The organism is Corynebacterium sp. MSK006, from assembly GCF_030232385.1.
Classification (GTDB): domain Bacteria; phylum Actinomycetota; class Actinomycetes; order Mycobacteriales; family Mycobacteriaceae; genus Corynebacterium; species Corynebacterium frankenforstense_A.
This window is the reverse complement of the sequence record NZ_JASPJZ010000005.1, coordinates 1-21,226: the sequence shown is the minus strand read 5'-3', so window position 1 is coordinate 21,226 and position 21,226 is coordinate 1. Positions and strand designations below refer to the sequence as shown.

Annotated in this window: 16 protein-coding genes and 4 pseudogenes; 15 read left to right on the top strand and 5 right to left on the bottom strand. The window is 71.5% G+C overall.

What is annotated here, in order from left to right; genetic code table 11:
* The first annotated feature begins 55 nt into the window (after window positions 1–55).
* Entirely contained in the window at window positions 56–397 is a 342-nt protein-coding gene (locus QQA02_RS04365; protein WP_502870970.1) for a type II toxin-antitoxin system RelE/ParE family toxin, read from the top strand.
* Window positions 334–651, top strand: a complete 318-nt coding sequence (locus QQA02_RS04360; protein ID WP_284863402.1) for a HigA family addiction module antitoxin — start codon at window positions 334–336, stop codon at window positions 649–651. Before QQA02_RS04365 ends, QQA02_RS04360 begins: the two co-directional genes overlap by 64 nt.
* A 22-nt stretch (window positions 652–673) precedes the next feature.
* On the opposite strand, the gene QQA02_RS04355 is transcribed toward QQA02_RS04360, so the two are convergent.
* Window positions 674–1,525, bottom strand: coding sequence for a DUF1963 domain-containing protein (locus tag QQA02_RS04355; RefSeq protein WP_284863401.1), 852 nt, complete (start codon window positions 1,523–1,525; stop codon window positions 674–676).
* 4 nt (window positions 1,526–1,529) lie between these two features.
* Complete coding sequence (locus tag QQA02_RS04350) at window positions 1,530–1,925, bottom strand: VirB8 family type IV secretion system protein (protein ID WP_284863400.1); 396 nt, start codon at window positions 1,923–1,925, stop codon at window positions 1,530–1,532.
* Between the two features lie 112 nt (window positions 1,926–2,037).
* Between QQA02_RS04350 and QQA02_RS04345 the strand changes: the two genes are divergently transcribed.
* The gene (locus QQA02_RS04345; RefSeq protein WP_284863399.1) at window positions 2,038–2,973 is read left to right on the top strand and encodes an SDR family oxidoreductase; all 936 of its coding nucleotides are present in this window, start codon (window positions 2,038–2,040) and stop codon (window positions 2,971–2,973) included.
* On the opposite strand, the gene QQA02_RS04340 is transcribed toward QQA02_RS04345, so the two are convergent.
* Window positions 2,895–3,473: a carboxymuconolactone decarboxylase family protein gene (locus tag QQA02_RS04340; protein ID WP_284863398.1), complete on the bottom strand. Its 579-nt coding sequence runs from the start codon at window positions 3,471–3,473 to the stop codon at window positions 2,895–2,897. The two genes, QQA02_RS04345 and QQA02_RS04340, sit on opposite strands and share 79 nt — an antisense overlap.
* 144 nt (window positions 3,474–3,617) lie before the next feature.
* On the opposite strand from QQA02_RS04340, the gene QQA02_RS04335 reads away from it, so the two are divergent.
* The 6 genes and pseudogenes from QQA02_RS04335 to QQA02_RS04315 all read left to right on the top strand — a co-directional run bounded on the left by QQA02_RS04335 (window position 3,618) and on the right by QQA02_RS04315 (window position 8,349).
* Complete coding sequence (locus QQA02_RS04335; RefSeq protein ID WP_284863397.1) at window positions 3,618–4,295, top strand: LppP/LprE family lipoprotein; 678 nt, start codon at window positions 3,618–3,620, stop codon at window positions 4,293–4,295.
* A complete protein-coding gene (locus tag QQA02_RS04330; protein WP_284863396.1) occupies window positions 4,292–4,978 on the top strand; it encodes an LppP/LprE family lipoprotein in 687 nt (228 codons plus the stop codon). The genes QQA02_RS04335 and QQA02_RS04330 overlap by 4 nt, the downstream gene beginning before the upstream one ends.
* Window positions 4,979–5,103: 125 nt before the next feature.
* Window positions 5,104–5,760, top strand: a complete 657-nt coding sequence (locus QQA02_RS04325; RefSeq protein ID WP_284863394.1) for a hypothetical protein — start codon at window positions 5,104–5,106, stop codon at window positions 5,758–5,760.
* 148 nt (window positions 5,761–5,908) lie between these two features.
* Window positions 5,909–6,115: pseudogene (locus tag QQA02_RS11650) on the top strand (NAD(P)-binding protein); the annotation flags it as partial.
* A pseudogene (locus QQA02_RS11645) lies at window positions 6,114–7,244 on the top strand (flavin-containing monooxygenase); the annotation flags it as partial. The pseudogenes QQA02_RS11650 and QQA02_RS11645, both read left to right, overlap by 2 nt.
* 199 nt (window positions 7,245–7,443) lie before the next feature.
* On the top strand, window positions 7,444–8,349 hold the full coding sequence (locus QQA02_RS04315) for an SDR family NAD(P)-dependent oxidoreductase (RefSeq protein WP_284863392.1): 906 nt from the start codon (window positions 7,444–7,446) through the stop codon (window positions 8,347–8,349).
* Between the two features lie 107 nt (window positions 8,350–8,456).
* On the opposite strand, the gene QQA02_RS04310 is transcribed toward QQA02_RS04315, so the two are convergent.
* Complete coding sequence (locus QQA02_RS04310; protein WP_284863390.1) at window positions 8,457–9,956, bottom strand: aldehyde dehydrogenase family protein; 1,500 nt, start codon at window positions 9,954–9,956, stop codon at window positions 8,457–8,459.
* Between the two features lie 238 nt (window positions 9,957–10,194).
* Window positions 10,195–12,348 carry a choline BCCT transporter BetT gene (betT, locus tag QQA02_RS04305; RefSeq protein WP_284863389.1) on the bottom strand — a complete coding sequence of 718 codons (2,154 nt, stop codon included), beginning with the start codon at window positions 12,346–12,348 and terminating at the stop codon, window positions 10,195–10,197.
* A 377-nt stretch (window positions 12,349–12,725) separates the two neighbouring features.
* Here betT and QQA02_RS04300 point away from each other — a divergent pair, with 377 nt between their 5' ends.
* From QQA02_RS04300 to QQA02_RS04275, 6 genes and pseudogenes are all read left to right on the top strand, one after another.
* Window positions 12,726–13,928: a calcium:cation antiporter family protein gene (locus QQA02_RS04300; RefSeq protein ID WP_284863387.1), complete on the top strand. Its 1,203-nt coding sequence runs from the start codon at window positions 12,726–12,728 to the stop codon at window positions 13,926–13,928.
* 40 nt (window positions 13,929–13,968) lie between these two features.
* Window positions 13,969–14,481, top strand: a complete 513-nt coding sequence (locus QQA02_RS04295) for an O-acetyl-ADP-ribose deacetylase (protein ID WP_284863386.1) — start codon at window positions 13,969–13,971, stop codon at window positions 14,479–14,481.
* Between the two features lie 9 nt (window positions 14,482–14,490).
* Window positions 14,491–15,237 carry a PIG-L deacetylase family protein gene (locus QQA02_RS04290; protein ID WP_284863384.1) on the top strand — a complete coding sequence of 249 codons (747 nt, stop codon included), beginning with the start codon at window positions 14,491–14,493 and terminating at the stop codon, window positions 15,235–15,237.
* 155 nt (window positions 15,238–15,392) lie between these two features.
* The gene (locus QQA02_RS04285) at window positions 15,393–17,348 is read left to right on the top strand and encodes a potassium transporter Kup (RefSeq protein WP_284772925.1); all 1,956 of its coding nucleotides are present in this window, start codon (window positions 15,393–15,395) and stop codon (window positions 17,346–17,348) included.
* Window positions 17,349–17,437: 89 nt separating this feature from the next.
* A pseudogene (fdh, locus tag QQA02_RS04280) lies at window positions 17,438–20,632 on the top strand (formate dehydrogenase); the annotation flags it as partial.
* 154 nt (window positions 20,633–20,786) lie between these two features.
* Window positions 20,787–21,226, top strand: a pseudogene (locus QQA02_RS04275) (hypothetical protein); the annotation flags it as partial.

The following is a 21,226-nucleotide window of genomic DNA, read 5'->3' as shown; positions in this document are numbered from 1 at the left end:
CGGCATGACGAAGCGCGTTATTGACGCGGAGCGTTATGTGTCGTAGGTTTGCGACATGATCAGGTCGTTTCGGGACAAAGCCTCCGAGGCGATCTGGCGTGGGTGCTACGTGAAAGGGCTTGACCGGCAGCTGCAACGCACGGTGCTGAGAAAGCTCGAGATGATGGATGGCGCCGCAGTCCTGGTTGATCTCCGCGTTCCTCCAGGAAACCGTCTGGAACAGCTGTCCGGAGACAGGTCCGGTCAGTACAGCATCCGGGTCCGGTCAGTACAGCATCCGGGTCAACAGGCAGTGGCGTATCTGCTTCAACTGGACCACTGGAGGCGTGGAAGATGTCGAACTCACCGACTATCACTAAGGAGCGGATCGAGCCCGTCCACCCGGGTGAGATTCTGATGGAAGATTTCATCGACGGCTTCGGGATCACCCAGCACCGGCTGGCCGTCGACATCGGGGTGCCGCCGCGCCGGATCAACGAGATCGTCCACGGCAAGAGGGGTATCACGGCGGACACCGCGGTCCGCCTGGCCCGTTACTTCGGGACGACGGCCGACTTCTGGATGAATCTGCAGTCGAGCTACGAGCTGCGGATGTGTCTGCGCGAACTGGGCGACGACGTGGAGAACATCACGCCCCTCGGTGCCGCGTAGGCACCTGGCGTCACCGAGTCGCTCACACGTCCCAGCTGAAGCCGGTGGCCGAGAGGTCACCGGCTTGCGTCGTCTCTGAGGCGGCGAAGAAGCAGCCCACACCCAGGTCACCGCCCCAGTTCACGATCCTGCCGCGGCCGGCCGAGCGCACCGTGAGCAGCGCGGCCTGGTGCGTGCTCTCGCGCGGGTCGGCCTGCACGAAGTCGGGGAAGCCGCCCAGCGTCAGCTGACCGGTCGGCGCCAGCGCTACGGCGGCCAGGTCATAGGCCTCCCACTCGTCGGCGGCGCCTGCGGCCTGGTCCAGGCCGCGCTCGCGGGCGAGATCGGTCAGCGCGGCGACGAGCTCGTCGGGCAGCAGTTCGTTTCCCTCGCCGCCGAACTCCACCGAACCCAGCCTCGGCAGTGTGAGCACCGGCACGCCCCGCAGGCCGTAGGGGAGTGCGGGCTCGAACAGCGGGCTGAACTCCGGCGGCGGGAACGCCGCGTCGGGGGCGGGGATCCGGGAACCGGCGAAGATCTCCTTGGGATCTCCACGCCCCGCCCCGCCAACCGGCACGTCCGGCAGGAACCGCACGAGGTGACCGTCCTCGGCGAAGAGGTCGTAGTTGGCGTCGTCGACGAGGAAGAACTGCGCGAGCCCGCGCGCGGGAAAGCCGGGCAGCGTCGGCAGTTCGCCGAAGTTGATCTGTGCGAGGAAGGTCAGCGCGCGGCCGCGCGCGTCGACCGGCCAGGGGTGCGCGGCGTCGATGTACGGGTGCCCGCCCAGCTGGCTGAGTCCGGGCGCGGCGGGCGCGGCGGCGGGAAGCAGCGCCAGTGCCGGGCGCGCCAGGTCGGGGAAGCGGCGGGCAAAAGTTTCGGGCAGCGGGCGGGCCATGGCGCTACTCCGCCACCGGCCGGGGCAGCTGCTTCCAGCTGAGCCCCAGGTCGGTGCCCTCGCCGAGGTGCGCGTAGGCCTGCTCGGTGGCGTCCTGGATGCCGTCGGCGACGTCCTCGCCGCCCGAGGTCAGGTCCACCACCACGCGGCCGGGCACGCCCTCGCCCGCCTTCCGCTCGTCGACGACGCGGGCGACCCAGCCGCCGCAGACGAAGGCGTCCCCGGAGGGGGTGAGCGTGGCCAGCCAGGCCTTCACCGCGGGCGCGGCGGCGTCGCGGCGGCCGTCGGTGACGGTCATGCGCACCGTCGCGGGCGTGCCGTCGTTGTGCGGCGGGTTGGTCCACAGCCAGTCGTAGTCGACCTCGTAGCGGCGGGATTCGGGGGTGCGTGTCTGATCCATGGCACAGATCCTAGGCCGCGATCGGCCCCGCGAAAGCCCCGCGCGCGCAACGGCCGGACACATAAAGTGAGGGAGACAAACCTACCGGGTCCGAACCGACAGGAGCACCCCCATGACCCAGGCCACGGCCGTGCGACCCACGGCGACCCACTCCGCACTCGTCACCGGCGCGGCCTCCGGCATCGGCCGCGAACTCGCGCTCAGCCTCGCCCGCGACGGCGTGGCGCTGATGCTTTCCGACGTCGCGCCCGACGGCCTGGAGCGCACCGTCGCCGACGCGCGCCTGGCCGGCGCCGAGATCCTCGACGCCACCGCCCTCGACGTCACCGACCGGGTCGCCGTCGAAAAGTGGGCGCAGCGTGTCACCGCCGAACACGGCGTGCCCGACGAGGTCCACCACGTCGCCGGCATCGCGATCTGGGGAGATACGCGCACCATGCCGCCGGAGAAGTGGCGGAAGGTCATCGAGGTCAACCTCATGGGCACCGTCCACGTCGTGCAGGCCCTCGTACTGCGCATCACCGCCGCGCCGCAGCGCGCGCACGCACGTCGCGGCAGGCGCGGGCGTCGGAAATTGGTGCTCATGTCCAGTGCCGCCGGCTTCATCGGCCTGCCCTGGCACGCGGCCTACTCCGCCTCCAAGGGCGGGGTGCTCGCCATGGCCGAGGTGCTGCGCTTCGACCTGCGGCCGTTCGGAGTGGACGTGCACGTCGTCGCGCCGGGCGCGGTGGACACCCCGCTGGTGCGCACCATCGACATCCACGGCGTGGACCGGGACAACCCGCGCGTGGCGCGTGCCACCGCGCTCTTCCAGGGCCACGCGGTCAGCCCCGCGAAGGCCGCGGCGAAGATCCGCCGCGGGGTCGCGCGCGGGAGGTTCCTCGTGACCACCAGCGGCGACATCGCCTTCGGGCACTGGGCGCAGGTGAACCTGCCGTGGGGCTATAAGGCGGTGATGCGCGCGCTCAACTACGGCTTCCGCTGGGCCTCGCGCGGCGGGTCGACGGGTACCCCCAGCACGTCGAGCGCGGTGGCCAGCCCGTCGTAGTTGGTCACCAGCATAACGAAGGCGACCTGGTCGCGCTCGGAGAGCTCGCCGCGCAGCCGCGCCCAGGTCCCGGGGGAGAGGCTGCGGGTGTCGACGAGCTCGTCGGCGGCGTCGAGGAGCACCAGGCGGCGGCCGGTGAAGCCGTGTTCCGGGGAGGTGACCGCCTCGATCTCGGCGTCGGTCAGCCCCGCGCGCCGGGCGAGCCCGCGGTGCTGGTCCTCCTCGTAGGCGCTGTCGCGCTTGTGGGCCACGCGCAGGATGATCAGCTCGGTCTCGCGGCGGGAGAGGTAGCCGAAGGGCATCATCATCATCGCGCCGTAGACGAGCCAGGCGCGGAAGAGGCGGCGGGCGCGGCCGAGGGTGGCGAAGACGCCGAGGCGGGTGCGGCCGGTCACGCGGGCGCCGATCGCGGCGATGGCGGCGTTGACTACGCCGAGCTCGCGGTTCGTCGCCGGGCCGGGGCCGCCGGCGGGCGGGGAGTGGGGCGTGTGTTCATCCATGAAACAACCCTAAAGGGGCGCGGACCTCGCGCGCCGGGTTTCGGGCGTTGAGCCGGGGCGGTCCGCGCAGGCCGAGGGGGCCGGGCCGGGGAGCGTTCCCCGAGATCGTCCCGGGGGTCGGGCAGGGGCAGTAATCTTTTTGGCATGAGAAGAGCACCGCACCTCAACCACCGAGCCCGAACAATCCTGTGCACCGTGGCCTGTGCCGCGGTGCTGCCCCTGACCGCCTGCTCGGGAGGCGACGACGCGGCCGACGCCGCGGCGCCCTCGCTCTCCGCCGTCGAGGAGACCTCCTCGGTCGCGACGACGACCTCGACGAAGAAGGAGGCGAAGCCGACCCGCGGCGACAAGGAGTCCGAGACCCCGCAGACCGAGGCGACCTCGGAGCCCGACCCGAACGACGGGGACGATGCGGACGCCGCCTGCGGCGAGATGAGCGCCGAGGAGGCCATGTACGCCGGCCTCGAGGAGGTCGGTCCGCCGCCGTTCGACGGTCGCGACCACTGGTCCACGGAGTACGCGGACCCCACCGAGGGCTACGACCCGTGCGCGGACCTGTCCTGGATCTCGCTGCTGCCCGACATGCCCACCGGGTCAACGCCGGCGGTGGTCATGCTCTACCACAAGGGTGAGTACGTCGGCACGACGACGGCGGAGCCCCGGTGGACCGGCCGAATCGAGCGCGACTCGGACTCGCAGATCACCGTCGAGTACATCTACGCCAAGGACGGCGAGCCATTGGGTCTGGCCTCCGGGCGCACCTACGCGACCTTCACCTGGAACGGTGACAAGGTCGTCATGGAAGGGGAGCTGCCGTCATGACCTCCACGAACATCGTGTCCGAGAACATCGTGTCGCACCGCCGCACCCGCCAGGCCCGCGCCGCCCTGTGCGCCGCCGCGCTGGCCGTGGTGCTGCCCCTGACCGCCTGCGCCGACGACTCCGAGGGCGGCGACGGCGACGCGCCCGTGCTCACCATCGCCGAGGAGACCTCCGCGGCCCCGCTGTCGGAGACCTCCGGGACGCAACAGACACAGCAGCCGCAGCCGACCACCGGCGCCGAGCGCGCCGAGGCGGACCGGCCCTCCGCCGACCGGGACTCCGGTTGCGGGGACGTCTCGGCCGAGGAGGCCATGCACGCCGGCGTCGCACAGGCCCCCGCGCCGCCGTTCGACGGCGTCGGGTGGGACACCGGCTACGCGGACCCGACCCTGGGCTTCGACCCGTGCGCGGACCTGTCCTGGATCTCCGTGCCGATCGAGGGCGGCACCGGCTCCTCGCCGACGCTGGTCATGCTCTACCACCGCGGCGAGTATCTCGGTACGACGACCTCGAAGGCCTACTGGATCGGCCAGATCCAGCGCGACTCGGACTCACAGATCACCGTCGAGTACATCTACCCCAAGGACGGTGAGGGCACCGCCAACGCCTCCGGACGCACCTACGCCTCCTTCACCTGGAACGGCGAGAAGGTCGTCATGACGGGCGAGGTTCCCGAGTACTAGACGCACCGGCCGGGCGGGGGCGAATGCCCCCGGGCGCACCTACGCGACGTTCACCTGGAACGGCTCCGTGACGGTCATGACCGGCGAGGTGCCGCCGGCGTGGCGCGGAGGATAACCTGGGACAGGTGAGTTTCGCCGAGTACTTCGCATCCGCCGCCCCGCGCGGCTTCGCCCTGCCCGAGGAGCTGCACCGGGCCCTCGACTTCCTGGAGTCCGCCGGTCACGGCGAGGCCTTCGACGGCGAGGACGGGCCCGAGGGCTTCCTCTCGGTGAGCGCCGACCCCGTCTCGGGCTCCGTCTTCTACATCGACTTCGACCTGACCGGCTACCTTGACACCGACAGGCCGGGCGCCGAGCGCCTGGTGCCCGTCGTCGACCCGGACGGCGGCGGCTCGCGCATCATGGCCTGGGCCGGCACGGACGGCACCGCCCCCTACCGCTACCTCTTCCTCGGCGCGGAGGGCGAGGGCCCCTTCCTCGTCGCCGAGAACACCGTCGACCTGCTGCGCCTGCTCGCCGTGGGCTACGCCTGGATCGGCGAGGACACCCTGGGGCGCACCCCGGCCGAGGCGGGCGCGGATGACGTCGCCGGCCACGCCGAGTTCCGCGACTGGGTGACCAAGGCCTTCGGCGTGGACGTCCCCGCCTCCTGGCCGGCCGCCGAGATCGACCGCGAGGCCGCCGATTGGCTGGTGGACATGCGCGGCGACTCCGACGAGGGCCTCTACCTCGACGGCATCGTGCCCGAGCCGCACGAGGACGACGACTCCGGGGAGGAGTGAGCGCGGCACCGCGCAGATTGACGACGCCGCGTGCGTGGTGCGCGGGGTGCGCGGGGTGCGCGGGCGCGCCCTGGCGGGAACCTGGGAATAGTGACCCGCGACACGAAAAAGTGCTCGGATAGGGAAACAAAACACTAATCTGCGGCGCATGAAATCAACTCTGCTGCCGTACTACGTGACCCAGCGAGACAAGGCCGCCCCGGTCACCGCACCCGTCCCGGCCGACCCGGACCTGCCGCGCACCTGCGTCATCGGCGCAGGCTCGGCGGGCCTGGCCTGCGCGAAGAACCTCTACCTGGCCGGGGTCCCCTTCGACTGCTTCGAGAAGGGCAGCCGGATCGGGGGGCAACTGGCTGATCGACAACCCCAACGGGGTCTCGGTCTGCTACGACCACCTCGAGATCAACACCTCGGTGCGCCGCATGGCCTTCTCCGACTTCCCCATGCCGGCCGACTACCCGCCGTACGCCCGCCACGACCAGGTCGCGGCCTACTTCGACGATTACGCCGAGCACTTCGGCCTGCTGCCGCTGATCACCTTCGACACCGAGGTCACCGCCGTCGAACCGGTCGCCCCCGTCGACCAGGGCGGTGACGCGGCGGGGCAGATGCGCGGCGCCGGCCGGTGGCGGGTGACCACCCGCGGGCCCGGGGGCGAGGTCACCCGCGACTACGACGCGGTGATCGTCTGCAACGGCCACCACTGGGACCCGAGGCTGCCGGACCCCGCCTACCCCGGCCAGGACGAGTTCGCCGGCGAGCAGATCCACGCCCACTCCTACCGCGACGCCTCACAGCTGGCCGGCCGCGACGTGGTCGTCGTCGGTGCCGGCAACGCCGCGCTCGACATCTCCTCGGCGGCCGCGCGCACCGCGAACAGCGCGACGATCTCGCAGCGCCGCGGCCAGTGGGTGATCCCGAAGTACACCGCCGGCATCGCCTCCGACCTCATCGCGGTGCCCGGCTGGGCGCCCTGGCTGCTCAACCGCATCCGCCTTCGGGTCTCCTCGTGGACCGTGCGCGGCCTGGACAAGTGGGGGCTGCCGCGCCCGGCGCACGCGCCCTCGCAGTCGCACCCGGTGCAGTCCGAGGAGATCTGCGCCGCCCTGGACTCCGGGAAGCTGACGCCCACGGGCGCGATCGAGCGCTTCGACGCCGAGCACGTCCACTTCAAGGACGGCACCAGCGTGCACGCGGACCTTGTCGTCTGGGCGACGGGTTACAAGACCACCTTCCCGTTTTTGGACGAGTCGCTGGTCAGCGCCCGCGACAACGACCTGCCGCTGTGGAAGCGCGCCGTGCGCCCCGACCTGCCGGGCCTCTACTTCGTCGGGCTGCTCCAGCCCATCGGCGCGGTGATGCCGCTGGCCGAGGCCCTGGCCGGGTGGATCACCGAGATCCTCGCCGGCGACTACGCCTTCCCGGCCCGCGCGGAGATCGGGGCCTCCATGCGCCGCGACCACGAGCGCAACAAGTCGCGCTTCTACGACTCGGCGCGCCACACCATGGAGGTCGACTTCGACTCCTTCCTCTTCGACCTGGCCCGCGAGCGCCGCCGCGGACGCCGCCGGCGCCGACGCGCCGAGGCCGGCGTGGTGACCGGCGGCGCGGGATCCGGCACGCGGGGAAGCGGCAGCCGAGGCGGTGCCGCCGCCGGCGCCTCGTCGCCGCTGGGCGGGCCCGATGACCGCGGCCGAGGGCACGGCCGTGGTCACCGGCGCCGGCGGGGGACTGGGAAGGCTGATCGCCAAGAGGCTGGCCGACCAGGGCTACGCCGTGTGCGTCACCGACCTCGACGCCGGGGCCGCCGCGGGCGTGGCCGCCGAGATCAACGCCTCGAATCCCGGGAAAGAGGCCACCTCCGCCGGACTCGACGTGCGCGACGCGGCCGCCTGCAGAGAGATCGCCCGCGCCCAGGAGAACCTGAGCCTGTGGGTCAACAACGCCGGGGTGCTGACCACCGCGCCGGTCTGGGCCCAGGACGACAAGACCCGGGCGCTGCAGCTCGAGGTCAACGCCGCCGGAACGATCAACGGCACGCTGGCCGCCCTGGAGGTCTTCGGCGTCGGCGGCCCCGAGGACAGCCCCGACGGCGACGCCGGCGGGCAGCGCACCCACGGCACCGGTCCCACCCGCGGCGGCGGGGCCGCGCGCGGCCACGTGCTCAACGTCGCCTCGCTGGCCGCCCTCGCCCCGGTCTCCGGCGAGGGGATCTACGCCGCGAGCAAGCACGCCGTCCTCGGCTTCAGCCTCTCGACGGCCATCGACCTGCGCCGCGCCGGGCACAGGAAGGTGCGCGTGTCCACCGTCTGCCCGGACGGGATGTGGACGCCGATGCTCTACGAGAAGCTCGACGACCCTGAGGCGGCCATGTCCTTTTCCGGGGTGCTGCTCCAGCCCGGCGAGGTCGCCGACGTCGTCGCCGAGGTCGCCCGGCGCCCGAAGCTGGTGCGCGTCGTGCCGCGCTGGCGCGGGCTGCAGTGCCGCCTCTACGCCGCCGCGCCGTCGGTGGCGGTGCGCGGGGCGAGGATCGTCGAGTGGGTCGCCCGGGCCGGGCAGCGCCGCGCGGCGAAGCGCCTGCGCGCCTGAGACGGCCCAGGCGCCGGGGAAACCACAAAAACGGCGACACCCGCCGACCCGCGGGATGCGGGGCGACGGGTGCGGGCGCGGCGTCGGAAATCGACGCGGGGAAAGGGCTACTTCTCCGGGAACCAGCCGGTGACGGCCGGCTCAGTGTTCTCGTAGATGTGCTTGGCCTCGCGGTACTCCTCCAGGCCGGTCGGGCCCAGCTCGCGGCCGTTGCCGGAGCGGCCGAAGCCGCCCCACTCGGCCTGCGGCAGGTACGGGTGGTAGTCGTTGATCCACACCGTGCCGTGACGCAGCGCGCGCGAGACGCGGTTGGCCGTGCCGGAGTTGGAGGTCCACACGCCGCTGGCCAGGCCGTAACGGGTGTCGTTGGCGATCTTGATGGCCTCGGCCTCGTCGTGGAAGGTCTCCACGGTGATCACCGGGCCGAAGCCCTCCTCCTGGACGGCCGGGTTGTCGTGGGTGCACTGGTCGAGCACGGTCGGCGCGTAGAAGCAGCCCTTCTCGTGTTCGGGGCCGCCCCAGTTGCCGCCCACGCGCAGGCGGGCGCCGGCCTCGACGCCGCGCTTGACGTAGTCGGTGACCTTGTCGCGGTGCGCCTCGGAGATCAGCGGGCCGGTCTCGGCCTTCTTATCGAAGGGCCCGCCCATGACGATCTTGCCGGCGCGCTCGACGAGCTTGTCCACGAACTCCTCGGCGATGGTGTCCTGGACGACCAGGCGGGTGCCCGCCGAGCAGACCAGGCCGGAGTCCATGAAGCCCGCGTTCAGGGCGTTGTCCAGGGCGGCGTCCAGGTCGGCGTCGGCGAAGACGACGTTCGGGTTCTTGCCGCCGAGCTCCAGGGCGACCTTCTTGACGGTCGGGGCGGCGGCGGCCGCGATGGCCTTGCCGGTCTCCAGGCCGCCGGTGAAGGAGACCATGTCGATGTCGTCGTGCTCCGAGAGCGGGGCGCCGACGGTGCCGCCGTCGCCGAGGACCAGGTTGGCCACGCCGGCCGGCAGCCCCAGCTTGTCCAGGATGTCCATCAGCAGGATGGCGGTGTGCGGGGTCAGCTCCGCGGGCTTGAGCACGAAGGAGCAGCCTGCGGCGATCGCCGGGGCGACCTTCCAGGCGACCTGCAGCAGCGGGAAGTTCCAGGGGGTGATCATGCCGACCACGCCGACCGGCTCGTAGACGATGCGCGAGATGACCGTGTCGTCACCCGCGTCGACCAGGCGACCGGGGTGCTGGTCGGCGATCTTGCCGAAGAAGGCGAAGCAGGAGGCGATGTCGTCCATGTCGCCCTCGGCCTCGACCAGGCGCTTTCCGGTGTCGAGGGCCTCGGCGCGGGCGAACTCGTCCTTGCGCTCCTTGAGCTGCTCGGAGACGGCGAGCAGGAGGTCACCACGCTCGGCGGCGGTCTTCGAGGACCACACGCCCTCGTCGAAGGCGCGGCGGGCGGCGGCGATGGCGTCCTCGACGTCCGTCGCGGTCGCCTCGGAGACGACCCCCACCTCGGACCCGTCGGCCGGGCACGTGACGGTGCGCGTGCCGCCGTCGGAGGCGGCGCGCCAGGCGCCGTCGATATAGAGCGTGGCGGGGGAGTTGTCCGATTCGGTCAAGAAGATCATTCCCTTTCTCTTGGTTCGTTGAGATCCGGTCGCCGCGTGCGTCGGGTGCTTGCCGACGCGCGCGGCGTGGGTGCGTGGGCGGCGTCGTGCGCCCCGCGCCTCGTTCCCAGTGTCCGCCTTCCGCGGCCCGCGCGCCACCCCCGGGGCGCGGGGCCCCGACGTTAGCACCCGGAAAAGGGGACGTGCGCCGCGGGCGAGGGACGCTGTGACGTCGGGCACCGGGGCGTCGTCAATCGTCCTATTTGCCGGCGTCCTCGTTGTCGCCGGCGACGACCTCCTCGGGGTCGGTGTCGTCGGGCAGGTTGTCGGCGTCGTCCCACTCGCTCGGCGGGGCGGAGTAGACCGCCTTGGTCGGCGTGCCGCGGTCGCCGGTCATGGTCATGAACGTCAGGTGGGCGTCGTAGAGGTCGAGCACGTCCGAGATGACCTGCTCGTGGGTGTAGCCGAGGATGTCGTGGCCCTGCGAGCCGGTGCCCGTGAAGACCTCGACCTGGAAGTAGACGTCCGAGGCCGTGCGCAGGTTGTGCGCGAAGTCCGGCACCGGGTAGGCGACCGGGTAGGCCTCGTACTTGAACTCGTCCTGGTCCTCGAACTTGACCACCAGGTCGACGTAGGGCAGCGGGTAGTCCGGGTGCTCGCCGCAAGTGCAGGTGACGTCGGCACCCAGGCGCTTCATCTCGGCGGCGATCTCGCGGATGGCCGGCTCGGCGGTCTTGTCCAGGAACTCGCGGGTGTCCTTCAGCCCCGGGTAGGACATGCGGCGGGCGAGGCGGCGGCGCCAGGAGGTCTTCTCGCCCGGGCCGGTGGCACGGATGCGGCCGCTGAGCAGGCTCGGCAGCGCCGCACGGCGGGAGTCCAGGGAGTTGCGCTCGGAGCGCAGCACACGGAAGAGGCTGTACATGACCAGGTACATCACCACCGAGAACGGCAGGCCCATCAGGACCGTGGCCGCCTGCAGGGTGTAGACGCCGTTGATGAACAGCATCACCAGGGTCAGAAGCCCCGTGATCACGGCCCAGACGATGCGCAGCCACGGCGCGCCGTCCGAGTCGCGTTTGGCCGAGGACTTCGAGGTCATCGTCGCCAGGATCAACGAGCCGGAGTCGGCCGAGGTGACGTAGAAGAACAGGCCGGTGAACACCGACAGCCCGATGGTGAACAGCGCGCCGGGGAAGTGGTCCAGCAGCGTGAAGTAGGCGGACTCGGGCACCTCGACGGCCTCGTTGAGGAAGTCGATCTCACCGGTGCGAAAGATGTCGAGTGCGGCGTTGCCGAAGATGGACACCCACAGCAGGATGAACAGGAACGGGATGACCAGCACGCCGATGACGAACTGGCGCAGGGTGCGCCCGCGCGAGATGCGCGCCAGGAACAGGCCGACGAAGGGCGCCCAGGCGATCCACCAGGCCCAGAAGAACAGGGTCCAGTCCTTCAGCCAGTCCTGCGAGGGGTAGGACGCGTCGCCGTCGGTGAAGGCGAAGTTGTCCAGCATCATGCCCGGGAAGCGGGAGACGAAGTCACCGGTGTTCTGCACCAGGGCGGACAGCAGGTGCGCGGTGTTGCCGGAGAAGAGCACCCACAGCATCAGGAAGATGGCCAGGAAGACGTTGAGCTCGGAGAGCCGGCGGATGCCCTTGTCCACGCCGGAGACCGTCGAGATGATCGTGATGCCGACGGCCAGGACGACGAGGGCGACCTGGACGGTGGTGCCGGTCTCCCAGCCGAAGAGGTAGTGCAGGCCGTAGTTGAGGAAGACCACGCCGATGCCCAGCGAGGTCGCGATGCCGAAGATGGTGCCCAGCGTCGCGGCGATCTCCACGCCGTCGCCGACGGGGCCGCGCACGCGCTTGCCGACGATCGGGGCGAGCGCCGAGCGGATCGACAGCGGCAGGTGGTAGCGGTAGGCGAACAGGCCGAAGGCCATACCCATCAGCGCGTACATCGCCCAGCCGGGGATGCCGTAGTGGAAGATCATCCAGATCGGGGCCATGCGCGCGGCCTCGTCCGACATCGCGGCGACGTCCGGCGGGGTGAGGTAGTTCGTCGCCGGGCCGGACACACCGAAGAACATCAGGTCCACGCCGATGCCGGCGGCGAAGAGCATCGCCGACCAGGTGAACATGTTGAACACCGGGGTCGAGTGGTCCGGGCCGATCTTGGTCTGGCCGACGCGGGAGAAGGCCACCACGAGCACGAAGAGGACGATCACGCCGGCGGTCAGGATGTAGTACCAGCCGAGGTTGGTCGCGATCCAGTCCATCGAGCCGAAGATGAAGGTCTCCGCGGCGTCGGGCCACAGCCACGCCCACAGGACGAAGGCGAGGATGATCACCGCCGTCGTCCAGAAGACCGGCGGGTTGACCGGTGAGTAATGTGGTCGGGTTTTTGCCATCGAAGCACTCCTGATGCGCCGCACAGGGCGGAGATAGGGGATCGTAAGGTCATCTAAACCGTAACGCCGGGCTGTGAGCCTGCTGCATTCCCCTACAATCCGGGGGTACTTATCTGCCGAGTCTCGGGGGTGAGTGCGCGCTGTGTCGCAGGAACCCGGATCTTCGGTCGGGCATGGCGGGTCCCACCCGGGCGCCTGGCGGGGGCACCCGGGCGCGGTGGCGGGGCCGCCGCGGCGACTCGGGCGGGGATGTGCGGCGGGTAGCCTGGAACCGCACACCACGGCGCCCGGGACGACCCGGGCACCGCGCGCCGCCTCCGTGGGCGCCGCGCCGCCGCACCGAGGGGACGGCCCCGAAAGACCCGGGAGGTCCAGCAGTGGAGCAGTCCCCCGACACGGAAGCAGGGGCGGGCGCGGGTGCCGGCCCGCGCACCGGCGCAGGCGGTCTCCTGCGCCGGGTCCTGGTCCCGTCCACGCTCGCCCGGCTCGCCGTCGGGTGGGCGGCGGTGGCGCTCGCCGCGTGGACCGGAATTGTCGACGCCGTGCCCGCGCCCGTGGCGCTCGCCGGTGTGGTCGTCGTCATCGTCTACTGCGCCTTCGGGGCCGTCGGCCAGGCCGAGGCGCTGGCGGTGCGCCTCGGCGAGCCCTTCGGCACCCTGGTGCTGACGCTTTCGGTGGTCTGCATCGAGGTGCTGCTCATCGCCGCGATGACCCTGGGCGGTGCGCAGGGGGCGACCGCCGCGCGCGACTCGGTGACGGCGGTGACGATGATCATCCTCAACCTCGTCGTCGGCGCCTGCGTGCTCGTCGCCGTCCGGCACGGCGCGGCGGTGCCCAACCGCCGGGGGATGGGCCTCTACCTGGCCATGATCGTGCCGCTGGTGGCGCTGACCTTCGCCGTCCCGCACGCCTTTCCCGGCGGCGCCTACCCGCTCGCGCCCGGCGTGGTGCTGGCCGTGGCGGTCGCCGGGGCCTACGCGGTCTTCCTCCTCGTCCAGACCGGCCGGCTCGCCCGCCTCTTCGCCGAGTCCGGCCTGCGGCGTGCGGAGGAACGGGCGCCGGGGACGAGGGCACCGGGGATGAAAGATGAAGAGGAACAGGCGCGCCGGGCACGGCGACGCCCCCGCCACCCGGAGATCCCGCTGCGCGCCGCGGTTCTCGTGGCCACCGTCGCCCCGGTCAGCCTGCTCTCCCACGACATGGCGGGACTGACCGGCACGGTGCTCGCCGCCGCGGCCGCCCCGCCGGCGCTGGCCGGCCTGCTCGTCGCCGCGATCGTCTTCCTGCCCGAGTCGATCACCGTGCTGCGCGCCGCCGCGGGGCAGGTCCAGCGGGTGGGAAATCTCGCCCACGGCGCGCTCGTCTCCACCGTGGGGCTCACAGTGCCCTGCGTGCTCGTTCTCGGCGCGGTGACCGGTGAGGCGCCCGTGCTCGCGGAGTCGCCGGCGAACCTGGCGCTGCTGGCCGCCACCGCCGCCGTGAGCGGCACCGCCGTCGCCTCCGGCAGGCTGCGTGCCTGGCACGGCATCGCGCACCTGGCGCTCTTCGGTGGCTTCGCCGCCCTGCCCGCCGCCGGATGACGCCCGCCGCGCGACGGCAGCGCCCGTAGGATCGGGGGCCATGGAACTGCGCGTGGTCACCGGAGACATCACCGAACAGGACGTCGACGCCGTGGTCAACGCCGCGAACTCCTCGCTGCTCGGCGGCGGCGGGGTCGACGGCGCCATCCACCGCGCCGGCGGGCCCGAGATCCTCGCCGCATGCCGTACGTTGCGCGCCACCGAGCTGCCGCAGGGTCTGCCCGCCGGCCAGGCGGTGGCCACCACCGCCGGGAAAATGCCCGCGCGCTGGGTCATCCACACCGTCGGCCCGGTCCACTCGCGCACCGAGGACCGCTCGGCCACCCTCGCGTCCTGCTACCGCAGCTGTGTCAGCCTCGCCGACGAGCTCGGCGCGCGCACCGTGGCCTTCCCGCTCATCTCCGCCGGTGCCTACGGCTGGCCGATTGACGACGCCGCGCGCATCGCCGTCGAGACCCTGCGCGCCGCGGGCGCGCACAGTGACGTCATCGAGGCGCGCCTGGTCGCCTTCAGCGACGCCGTCCGCGAGCGGCTGGACGCCGCGTGCGGATAGCATGTGGACATGACCACGAATGATTCGCTGACGTTCCCCGAACTCGAACTGCTCGACTGGTCCGACTGGCGGCGCGTGCTCGTCGTCGTCGCTCACCCCGACGACCCCGAATACGGCATGTCGTGTGCCGTCAACCGCTTCGCCCGCGCCGGGGTGGAGGTCCGCTACCTGCTGCTCACCCACGGCGAGGCCGGCATCGAGGGCCGCGCGCCGGAGGAGACCGGCCCGCTGCGCGCCGCCGAGCAGCAGGCCGCCTGCGACGCCGTCGGCGCCGCCGGGCTGACCGTGCTGCGCCACCCCGATGGCATGCTCACCGAGAGCCTCGACCTGCGCCGCGACATCGCCCGCGAGATCCGCCGCTTCCGCCCCGACGCGGTGGCCACGATCCCCTTCGACCGGGAGGTGCCCTGGGGTGTCAACATGGCCGACCACCGGGTCGCGGGCCTTGCCGCCCTCGACGCCTGCCGGGACGCGGCCAACACCTGGGTCTTCCGCGAGCTCGCCGAGCGCGACGGCCTGGAGAGGTGGCAGGCCTCCGCCTTTCTGGTCTGCGGCGACCCGCACGCCGACGCCGCCGTGGCCGTCGAGAAGCAAGACCTCGAGGCCGGCGTGGCCTCCCTGGCCTGCCACCGCGTCTACCTCGAGGCGCTGCCCGACCATGCCACCCCCGAGGACCTCGTGACCGGGATGGCCGCCTCCGGCGGCGAGCGCGCCGGGGTCGAGCACGCGATCGCCTTCCGCTCGATCCCGCTCTAAGTTCTGCTCCAGGGCGACCGGCTGGGCCGCGGAACCCGCCCGCCGTGGGGGAGCGGCGGCGGGAAAGGCCAGGTCAGGATAGATACCGTATATGTGATGCAGACCATATGTCTTCGGCGTGGCGTAGGAGTGCGGATGGCGTAATCTACCGGGCCATGACAACCCGGTCCGGGGCCCACGCGGTCCCACGCCACGGTGCCCGGCTCGCCGCCGGCACCGCCGCGCTGGGGGTGGTGTTCGGTGACATCGGCACCTCCCCGCTCTATGTCCTCCGGGCGGTGTTCACCGTCCACCACGGCGCGGTCCCGCTGACCGACGCCACCGTCGTCGGGGCGGTCTCCGCCCTGATCTGGACCGTCTTCCTCATCGTCGCGGTCAAGTACGTCCTGCTCGTCCTGCGCGCCGACAACGACGGCGAGGGCGGCGTGATCGCCCTGGCCACCCTGGTGCGCTCCCGCGTCGCCGCCGCCGGCACCGACACCGCCGGCAGGCGGCGCCTGCTGGCGGCCCTCGGCGGCGTCGGCGTCTTCGGCGCCGCGCTCTTCTTCGGCGACGCCGTGATCACCCCGGCCATCTCGGTGCTCTCCGCCGTCGAGGGCGTGCGCGTGGCCGTGCCCTGGCTGCCGAACTCGCTGATCCTCCCGCTGGCCCTCGGGGTGCTCACCGCGCTCTTCGCCGCCCAGCGCCGCGGCACCGAGAAGGTCGGCCGCGTCTTCGGCCCGGTCATGCTCGTCTGGTTTTTCACCCTCGCCGCCGTCGGCGTGCCCCAGATCCTGGCCCGCCCGGCGATCCTCGCCGCGCTCTCGCCGCTGCCCGCCGTGGAGTTCATCCTCGGCCGCCCGCTGGCCGGTTTCTTCGCCGCCGGCGCACTCGTGCTGGCGACCACCGGCGCCGAGGCCCTCTACGCGGACATTGCGCACTTCGGCCGCCGCCCGATCCAGGAGACCTGGTTCGCCGTGGTGCTGCCGGCCCTGGTCCTCAACTACCTCGGTCAGGGCGCCGGCCTGCTGCGCGACCCGGCACGCGTGGCCGACCCCTTCTTCACCCTGGTCCCGCAGCACTTCGGTTTCCTCCTGGTGCTGCTGGCCACCGCGGCGACGGTCATCGCCTCCCAGGCGGTCATCTCCGGGGCCTTCTCCGTGGTACGCCAGGCCATCCGGCTCGGGCACCTGCCGCGCATGCGCGTGGTGCACACCTCGGAGCGCGCCTCCGGTCAGGTCTACATCCCGGCGGTGACTCTGCTGCTCTACTGCGCCGTCGTCGCCGTGATCCTCATCTTCCGCGACTCCGGGCGCCTCTCCTCGGCCTACGGGCTCGCGGTGTGCACCGACTTCCTGGTCACCTCGACGTTGCTGTGCCTGCTGACCCGCTTCGGCTGGCGCTGGCCCGCCTGGGCGAGCGCGCTGCTTGCCATCTGCCTGGCCGCCGTCGAGCTGCCGCTGGCCGCGGCCAACGCCGCCAAGATCGCCACCGGCGGCTGGCTGCCGCTGCTCATCGCGGCGGTGCTCGTGATCGTCATGGACACCTTCCGCCGCGGCGAGGCCCGCGTCCGCGCCGCGCGGCTGGCTCGGGAGGGCACCCTCGACCAGCTCGAGGAGAGGCTCGCCCTGCGCCAGCCCGCACGGATCCCCGGCACCGTGGTCTACCCGCACTCGCTGGTCGAGACTGCCCCGTTCTCACTGCTGGCCACCACCGCGATGAGCCGCTCGCTCCACCAGCGCGTCATTGTGCTCTCCGTGCGCACCCGTCCGGTGCCGCACGTGCCGCCGGGGGAGCGGCTGACCGTGCAGCGCACGGCCACCCCGGGCCTGGAGCACTGGACGGTCGACCTCGGCTTCGCCGACGACGCCGACGTGGTCGGCGTGCTCGACGCCGCCGGCTGCGCCGGGAGGGTCACCGCCGTCACCGGGACCGCCGCGAGCGAGAGCCGCGACGGGTCCGCGCTGTGGGTGCTCTCGCGCGCCGAGGTCACCGTCACCGACTCGCCGGGCATGGCCCGCTGGCGCAAGCGGCTCTACGTGCTGCTGACCCGGCTGGCCCCGCCGCCGCAGTGGACCCGGACGCTTCCGGGGAAAAGGTGCGTCACCGTCAGCAGGCGGGTGCCGGTGTGAGCCGCTGAGCCAACAAAGGGTGTCCTAACCTGGGCTTTCCTGTCCTGCGGAAATGGCGGTATGCCTCCCGTGACATTATCCTGGGGGCCATGGTGAAAAAGACTCTGCTGAACTGGCCGGTACTGCGCCAGTTGCGGGCGGGGGACATGTTCGGACGCGACCGCTCCACGCAGTCGAAGAAGTCCGCGACGCTGACCCCGCGTATCGCCGAGGCCGACCGCATGGTCAAGAGCGTGTGCCCGTACTGCGCCGTCGGCTGCAGTCAGCGTGTCTACGTCAAGGACGAGAAGGTCATCCAGATCGAGGGTGACCCGGACTCGCCGATCTCGCGCGGGCGTCTGTGCCCCAAGGGCTCCGCCTCCGAGCAGCTGGTCAACTCCTCGACGCGTGTCACCGACGTCCTCTACCGCGCCCCGCACTCCACCGAGTGGGTCAAGATCGACCGCGAGAAGGCGCTGGACATGATCGCCGACCGCTTCCTCGAGGCCCGCCGCAACGGCTGGCAGGACCTCGACGGGAAGGGCCGGAAGGTCAACCGCACCCTGGGCCTGGCCGGGCTGGGCGGCGCGACGCTGGACAACGAGGAGAACTACCTCATCAAGAAGTTGTTCACCGCCGCCGGCGCCATCCAGCTCGAGAACCAGGCCCGCATATGACACTCCGCCACGGTTCCCAGTCTGGGATCCTCCTTCGGACGCGGCGGCGCAACTCAGCCGCTGCAGGACATGGCCAATGCGGACTGCATCGTGCTCCAGGGCTCGAACATGGCCGAGGCGCACCCGGTCGGCTTCCAGTGGGTCATTGAGGCCAAGAAGCGCGGCGCGCGCATCATCCACGTCGACCCGCGGTTCACGCGTACCTCCGCGGTGGCGGACAAGCACATCGCCATCCGCGGCGGCACCGACGTCGTGCTGCTCGGTGCGCTGATCAAGTACGTCATCGACAACGATCTGTACTTCCGGGACTACGTCCTGGCGTACACGAACGCCTCGATGCTGATCAACGAGGACTACCGCGACACGGAGGATCTCGACGGCCTCTTCTCCGGCTACGACCCGGAGAAGGGCACCTACGACAACTCCTCGTGGTCCTACGCCCAGCGTGAGGACCTCGGCGAGGAGGCCTCGTCGTGGAACGTCAAGCGTGACCTGACACTGGAGGACCCGCACACGGTCTTCCAGATCCTCAAGCGCCACTACTCCCGCTACACCCCGTCGATGGTGGAGAAGGTCTGTGGCATCTCGCCGGCCGACTTCGAGTACCTGGCACGCTCGATCACGGACAACTCCAACCCGGAGCGCACGACCTGCTTCGCCTACGCGCTGGGCTGGACGCAGCACACCCTGGGCGCGCAGTTCATCCGCACCTGCGCGATCCTGCAGCTGCTGCTGGGCAACGTCGGCCGACCTGGCTCGGGCATCATGGCCCTGCGCGGCCACGCCTCGATCCAGGGCTCGACGGACATCCCGACGCTGTTCCACCTGCTGCCGGGCTACCTGCCCATGCCGAGCGTGGACGAGCCGACGCTGAAGGACTACCTGGCCGCGGTCAACGCGCCGGACCAGAAGGGCTTCTGGCAGATCGGCGACTCCTACGCCGTGAGCCTGTTCAAGTCCTACTTCGGCGACGCCGCGACCCCGGAGAACGACTTCGGCTACGACCACCTGCCCAAGCTCAACGGGCCGGCCTCGACCTACCACACGCTGCAGCGCATGCTGCGCGACGAGGTCGACGGCTACATCGTCTTCGGCCAGAACCCGGCCGTCGCCCAGTCGCACGGCCACCTGCAGCGCATGGGCCTGGCGCACCTGAAGTGGCTGGTGGTCCGCGACTTCCAGACCATCGAGACCGCCAACTTCTGGAAGGACTCCCCGGAGATCAAGTCCGGCCAGCTGCGCACCGAGGACATCGCCACCGAGGTCTTCTACCTGCCGGCGGCCAACCACGTGGAGAAGTCGGGTACCTTCACCCAGACCCAGCGCATGCTGCAGTGGCGCTTCCAGGCCATCGAGGCGCCGGGAGACGCCCAGAGCGAGCTGGACTTCTTCTACCAGCTGGGCAAGAAGATCCGCGAGCGTCTGGCCGACTCGACCGACCCGCGCGACTGGGCCCTGCTGAACATGACCTGGGACTACCCGGAGGATGAGAAGGGCGACATCTCCGCCGAGGACGTGCTCAAGGAGATCAACGGCTACTACCTCACCGGCGAGAAGGCCGGCGAGCTGCTGCCCGCGTTCACCGAGATGCGCGCCGACGGCTCCACCTCGGGCGGCTGCTGGATCTACACCGGCGTCTACGCCGGCGGGGTTAACCGCTCGCAGAACAAGAAGCCCGGCTCCGAGCAGGACGAGGTCGCCTCCGAGTGGGGCTGGGTCTGGCCGGCCAACCGGCGCCTGCTCTACAACCGCGCCTCGGCAGACCCGCACGGCAGGCCATGGTCGGAGCGCAAGCGCTACATCTGGTGGGACGCCGAGAAGAAGCGCTGGGTCGGTCCGGACGTGCCGGACTTCCCGGCCACCCTGGACCCGGAGTACCGGCCCGAGTCGGACGCCGTGGGCCCGAAGGCCCTGTCCGGCACGGACGCGTTCATCATGCAGGCCGACGGCAAGGGCTGGCTCTTCGCCCCGACCGGCATGGTCGACGGCCCGCTGCCGACGCACTACGAGCCGCACGAGTCGCCGGTGCCGAACTACCTCTACGAGCAGCAGCAGTCGCCGACCCGCCTGGTCTTCCCGGGCGAGCGCAACCTGTCCGCCCCGGAGCCGGGGCAGCCGGGCAGCGACGTCTACCCGTTCGTCTTCTCGACGTACCGGCTGACGGAGCACTACACGTCCGGCGCGATGAGCCGCCGCCTGCCGTTCCTCGCGGAGCTGCAGCCCGAGCTCTTCTGTGAGGTCTCCCCGGAGCTGGCGGAGGAGCGCGGCCTGGTCAACGGCGGCTGGGCGACGATCGTCTCGCCGCGTGCGGTCATCGAGGCCCGCGTGCTGGTCTCCGATCGCATCCAGCCGCTCAAGGTCGGCGGCCACGAATACCACCAGGTCGGCCTGCCGTTCCACTTCGGCCGCTCGGACGACGCCCCGGTCTCCGGCGACGCGCCCAACGACCTGCTGGGCATCACCCTGGACCCGAACGTGTCGATCCAGGCCTCCAAGGTCGGCGCCTGCGACATCCGCTCGGGCCGCCGGCCGCGGGGCCGCGCCGCGCGCATGCTGGTGCTGCAGTACCAGGAGCGCGCCGGCCTGACCCCGGCGACCGGCAACAAGCTGGTCTCGCGTGAGGCGGAGGCCGAGGCCGTCGCCGAGGACGCCCTGGCCGACGCCGGCGGCGAGACCGACGGTGTGGCCTCGCGCCCCAACGCCGGGGAGCGCGGCATGACCCAGGGAGACGACCGACCGGGCGAGGCCGAGCCCGACGAGCAGCACAAGGAAGGGGAGTGACGTGTTCGTCAACCGCCTGACCGAGTGGCCCCGCCACGTCGGCTACGAGAAGGGCGCCCGCAAGGGCTTCTTCACGGACACCTCGATCTGCATCGGCTGCAAGGCCTGCGAGGTCGCCTGCAAGGAGTGGAACCGCAACCCCGTCGAGGAGTACCGGCTGACCGGCAAGTCCTACGACAACACCGGGGCACTCGGCGCGGACACCTGGCGCCACGTCGCCTTCATCGAGCAGACCACGCCGCGCATCGACGCTGCGCGCGCCTCCGGACGCGCGCTCATCGACCTCGGCATGCCCGGCATGCCGCAAACGGCGACCACCGGAAACGCCGCGGGTGCCGCGACGTCGGCAAGCGAGGCGGCGGCCAACGCACGCGCCGCCGCCGGGGCCGCCGACGGCGCCGCTCCGACGCAGAACGCCGCCGGGGGAGCGCCCACCGACGC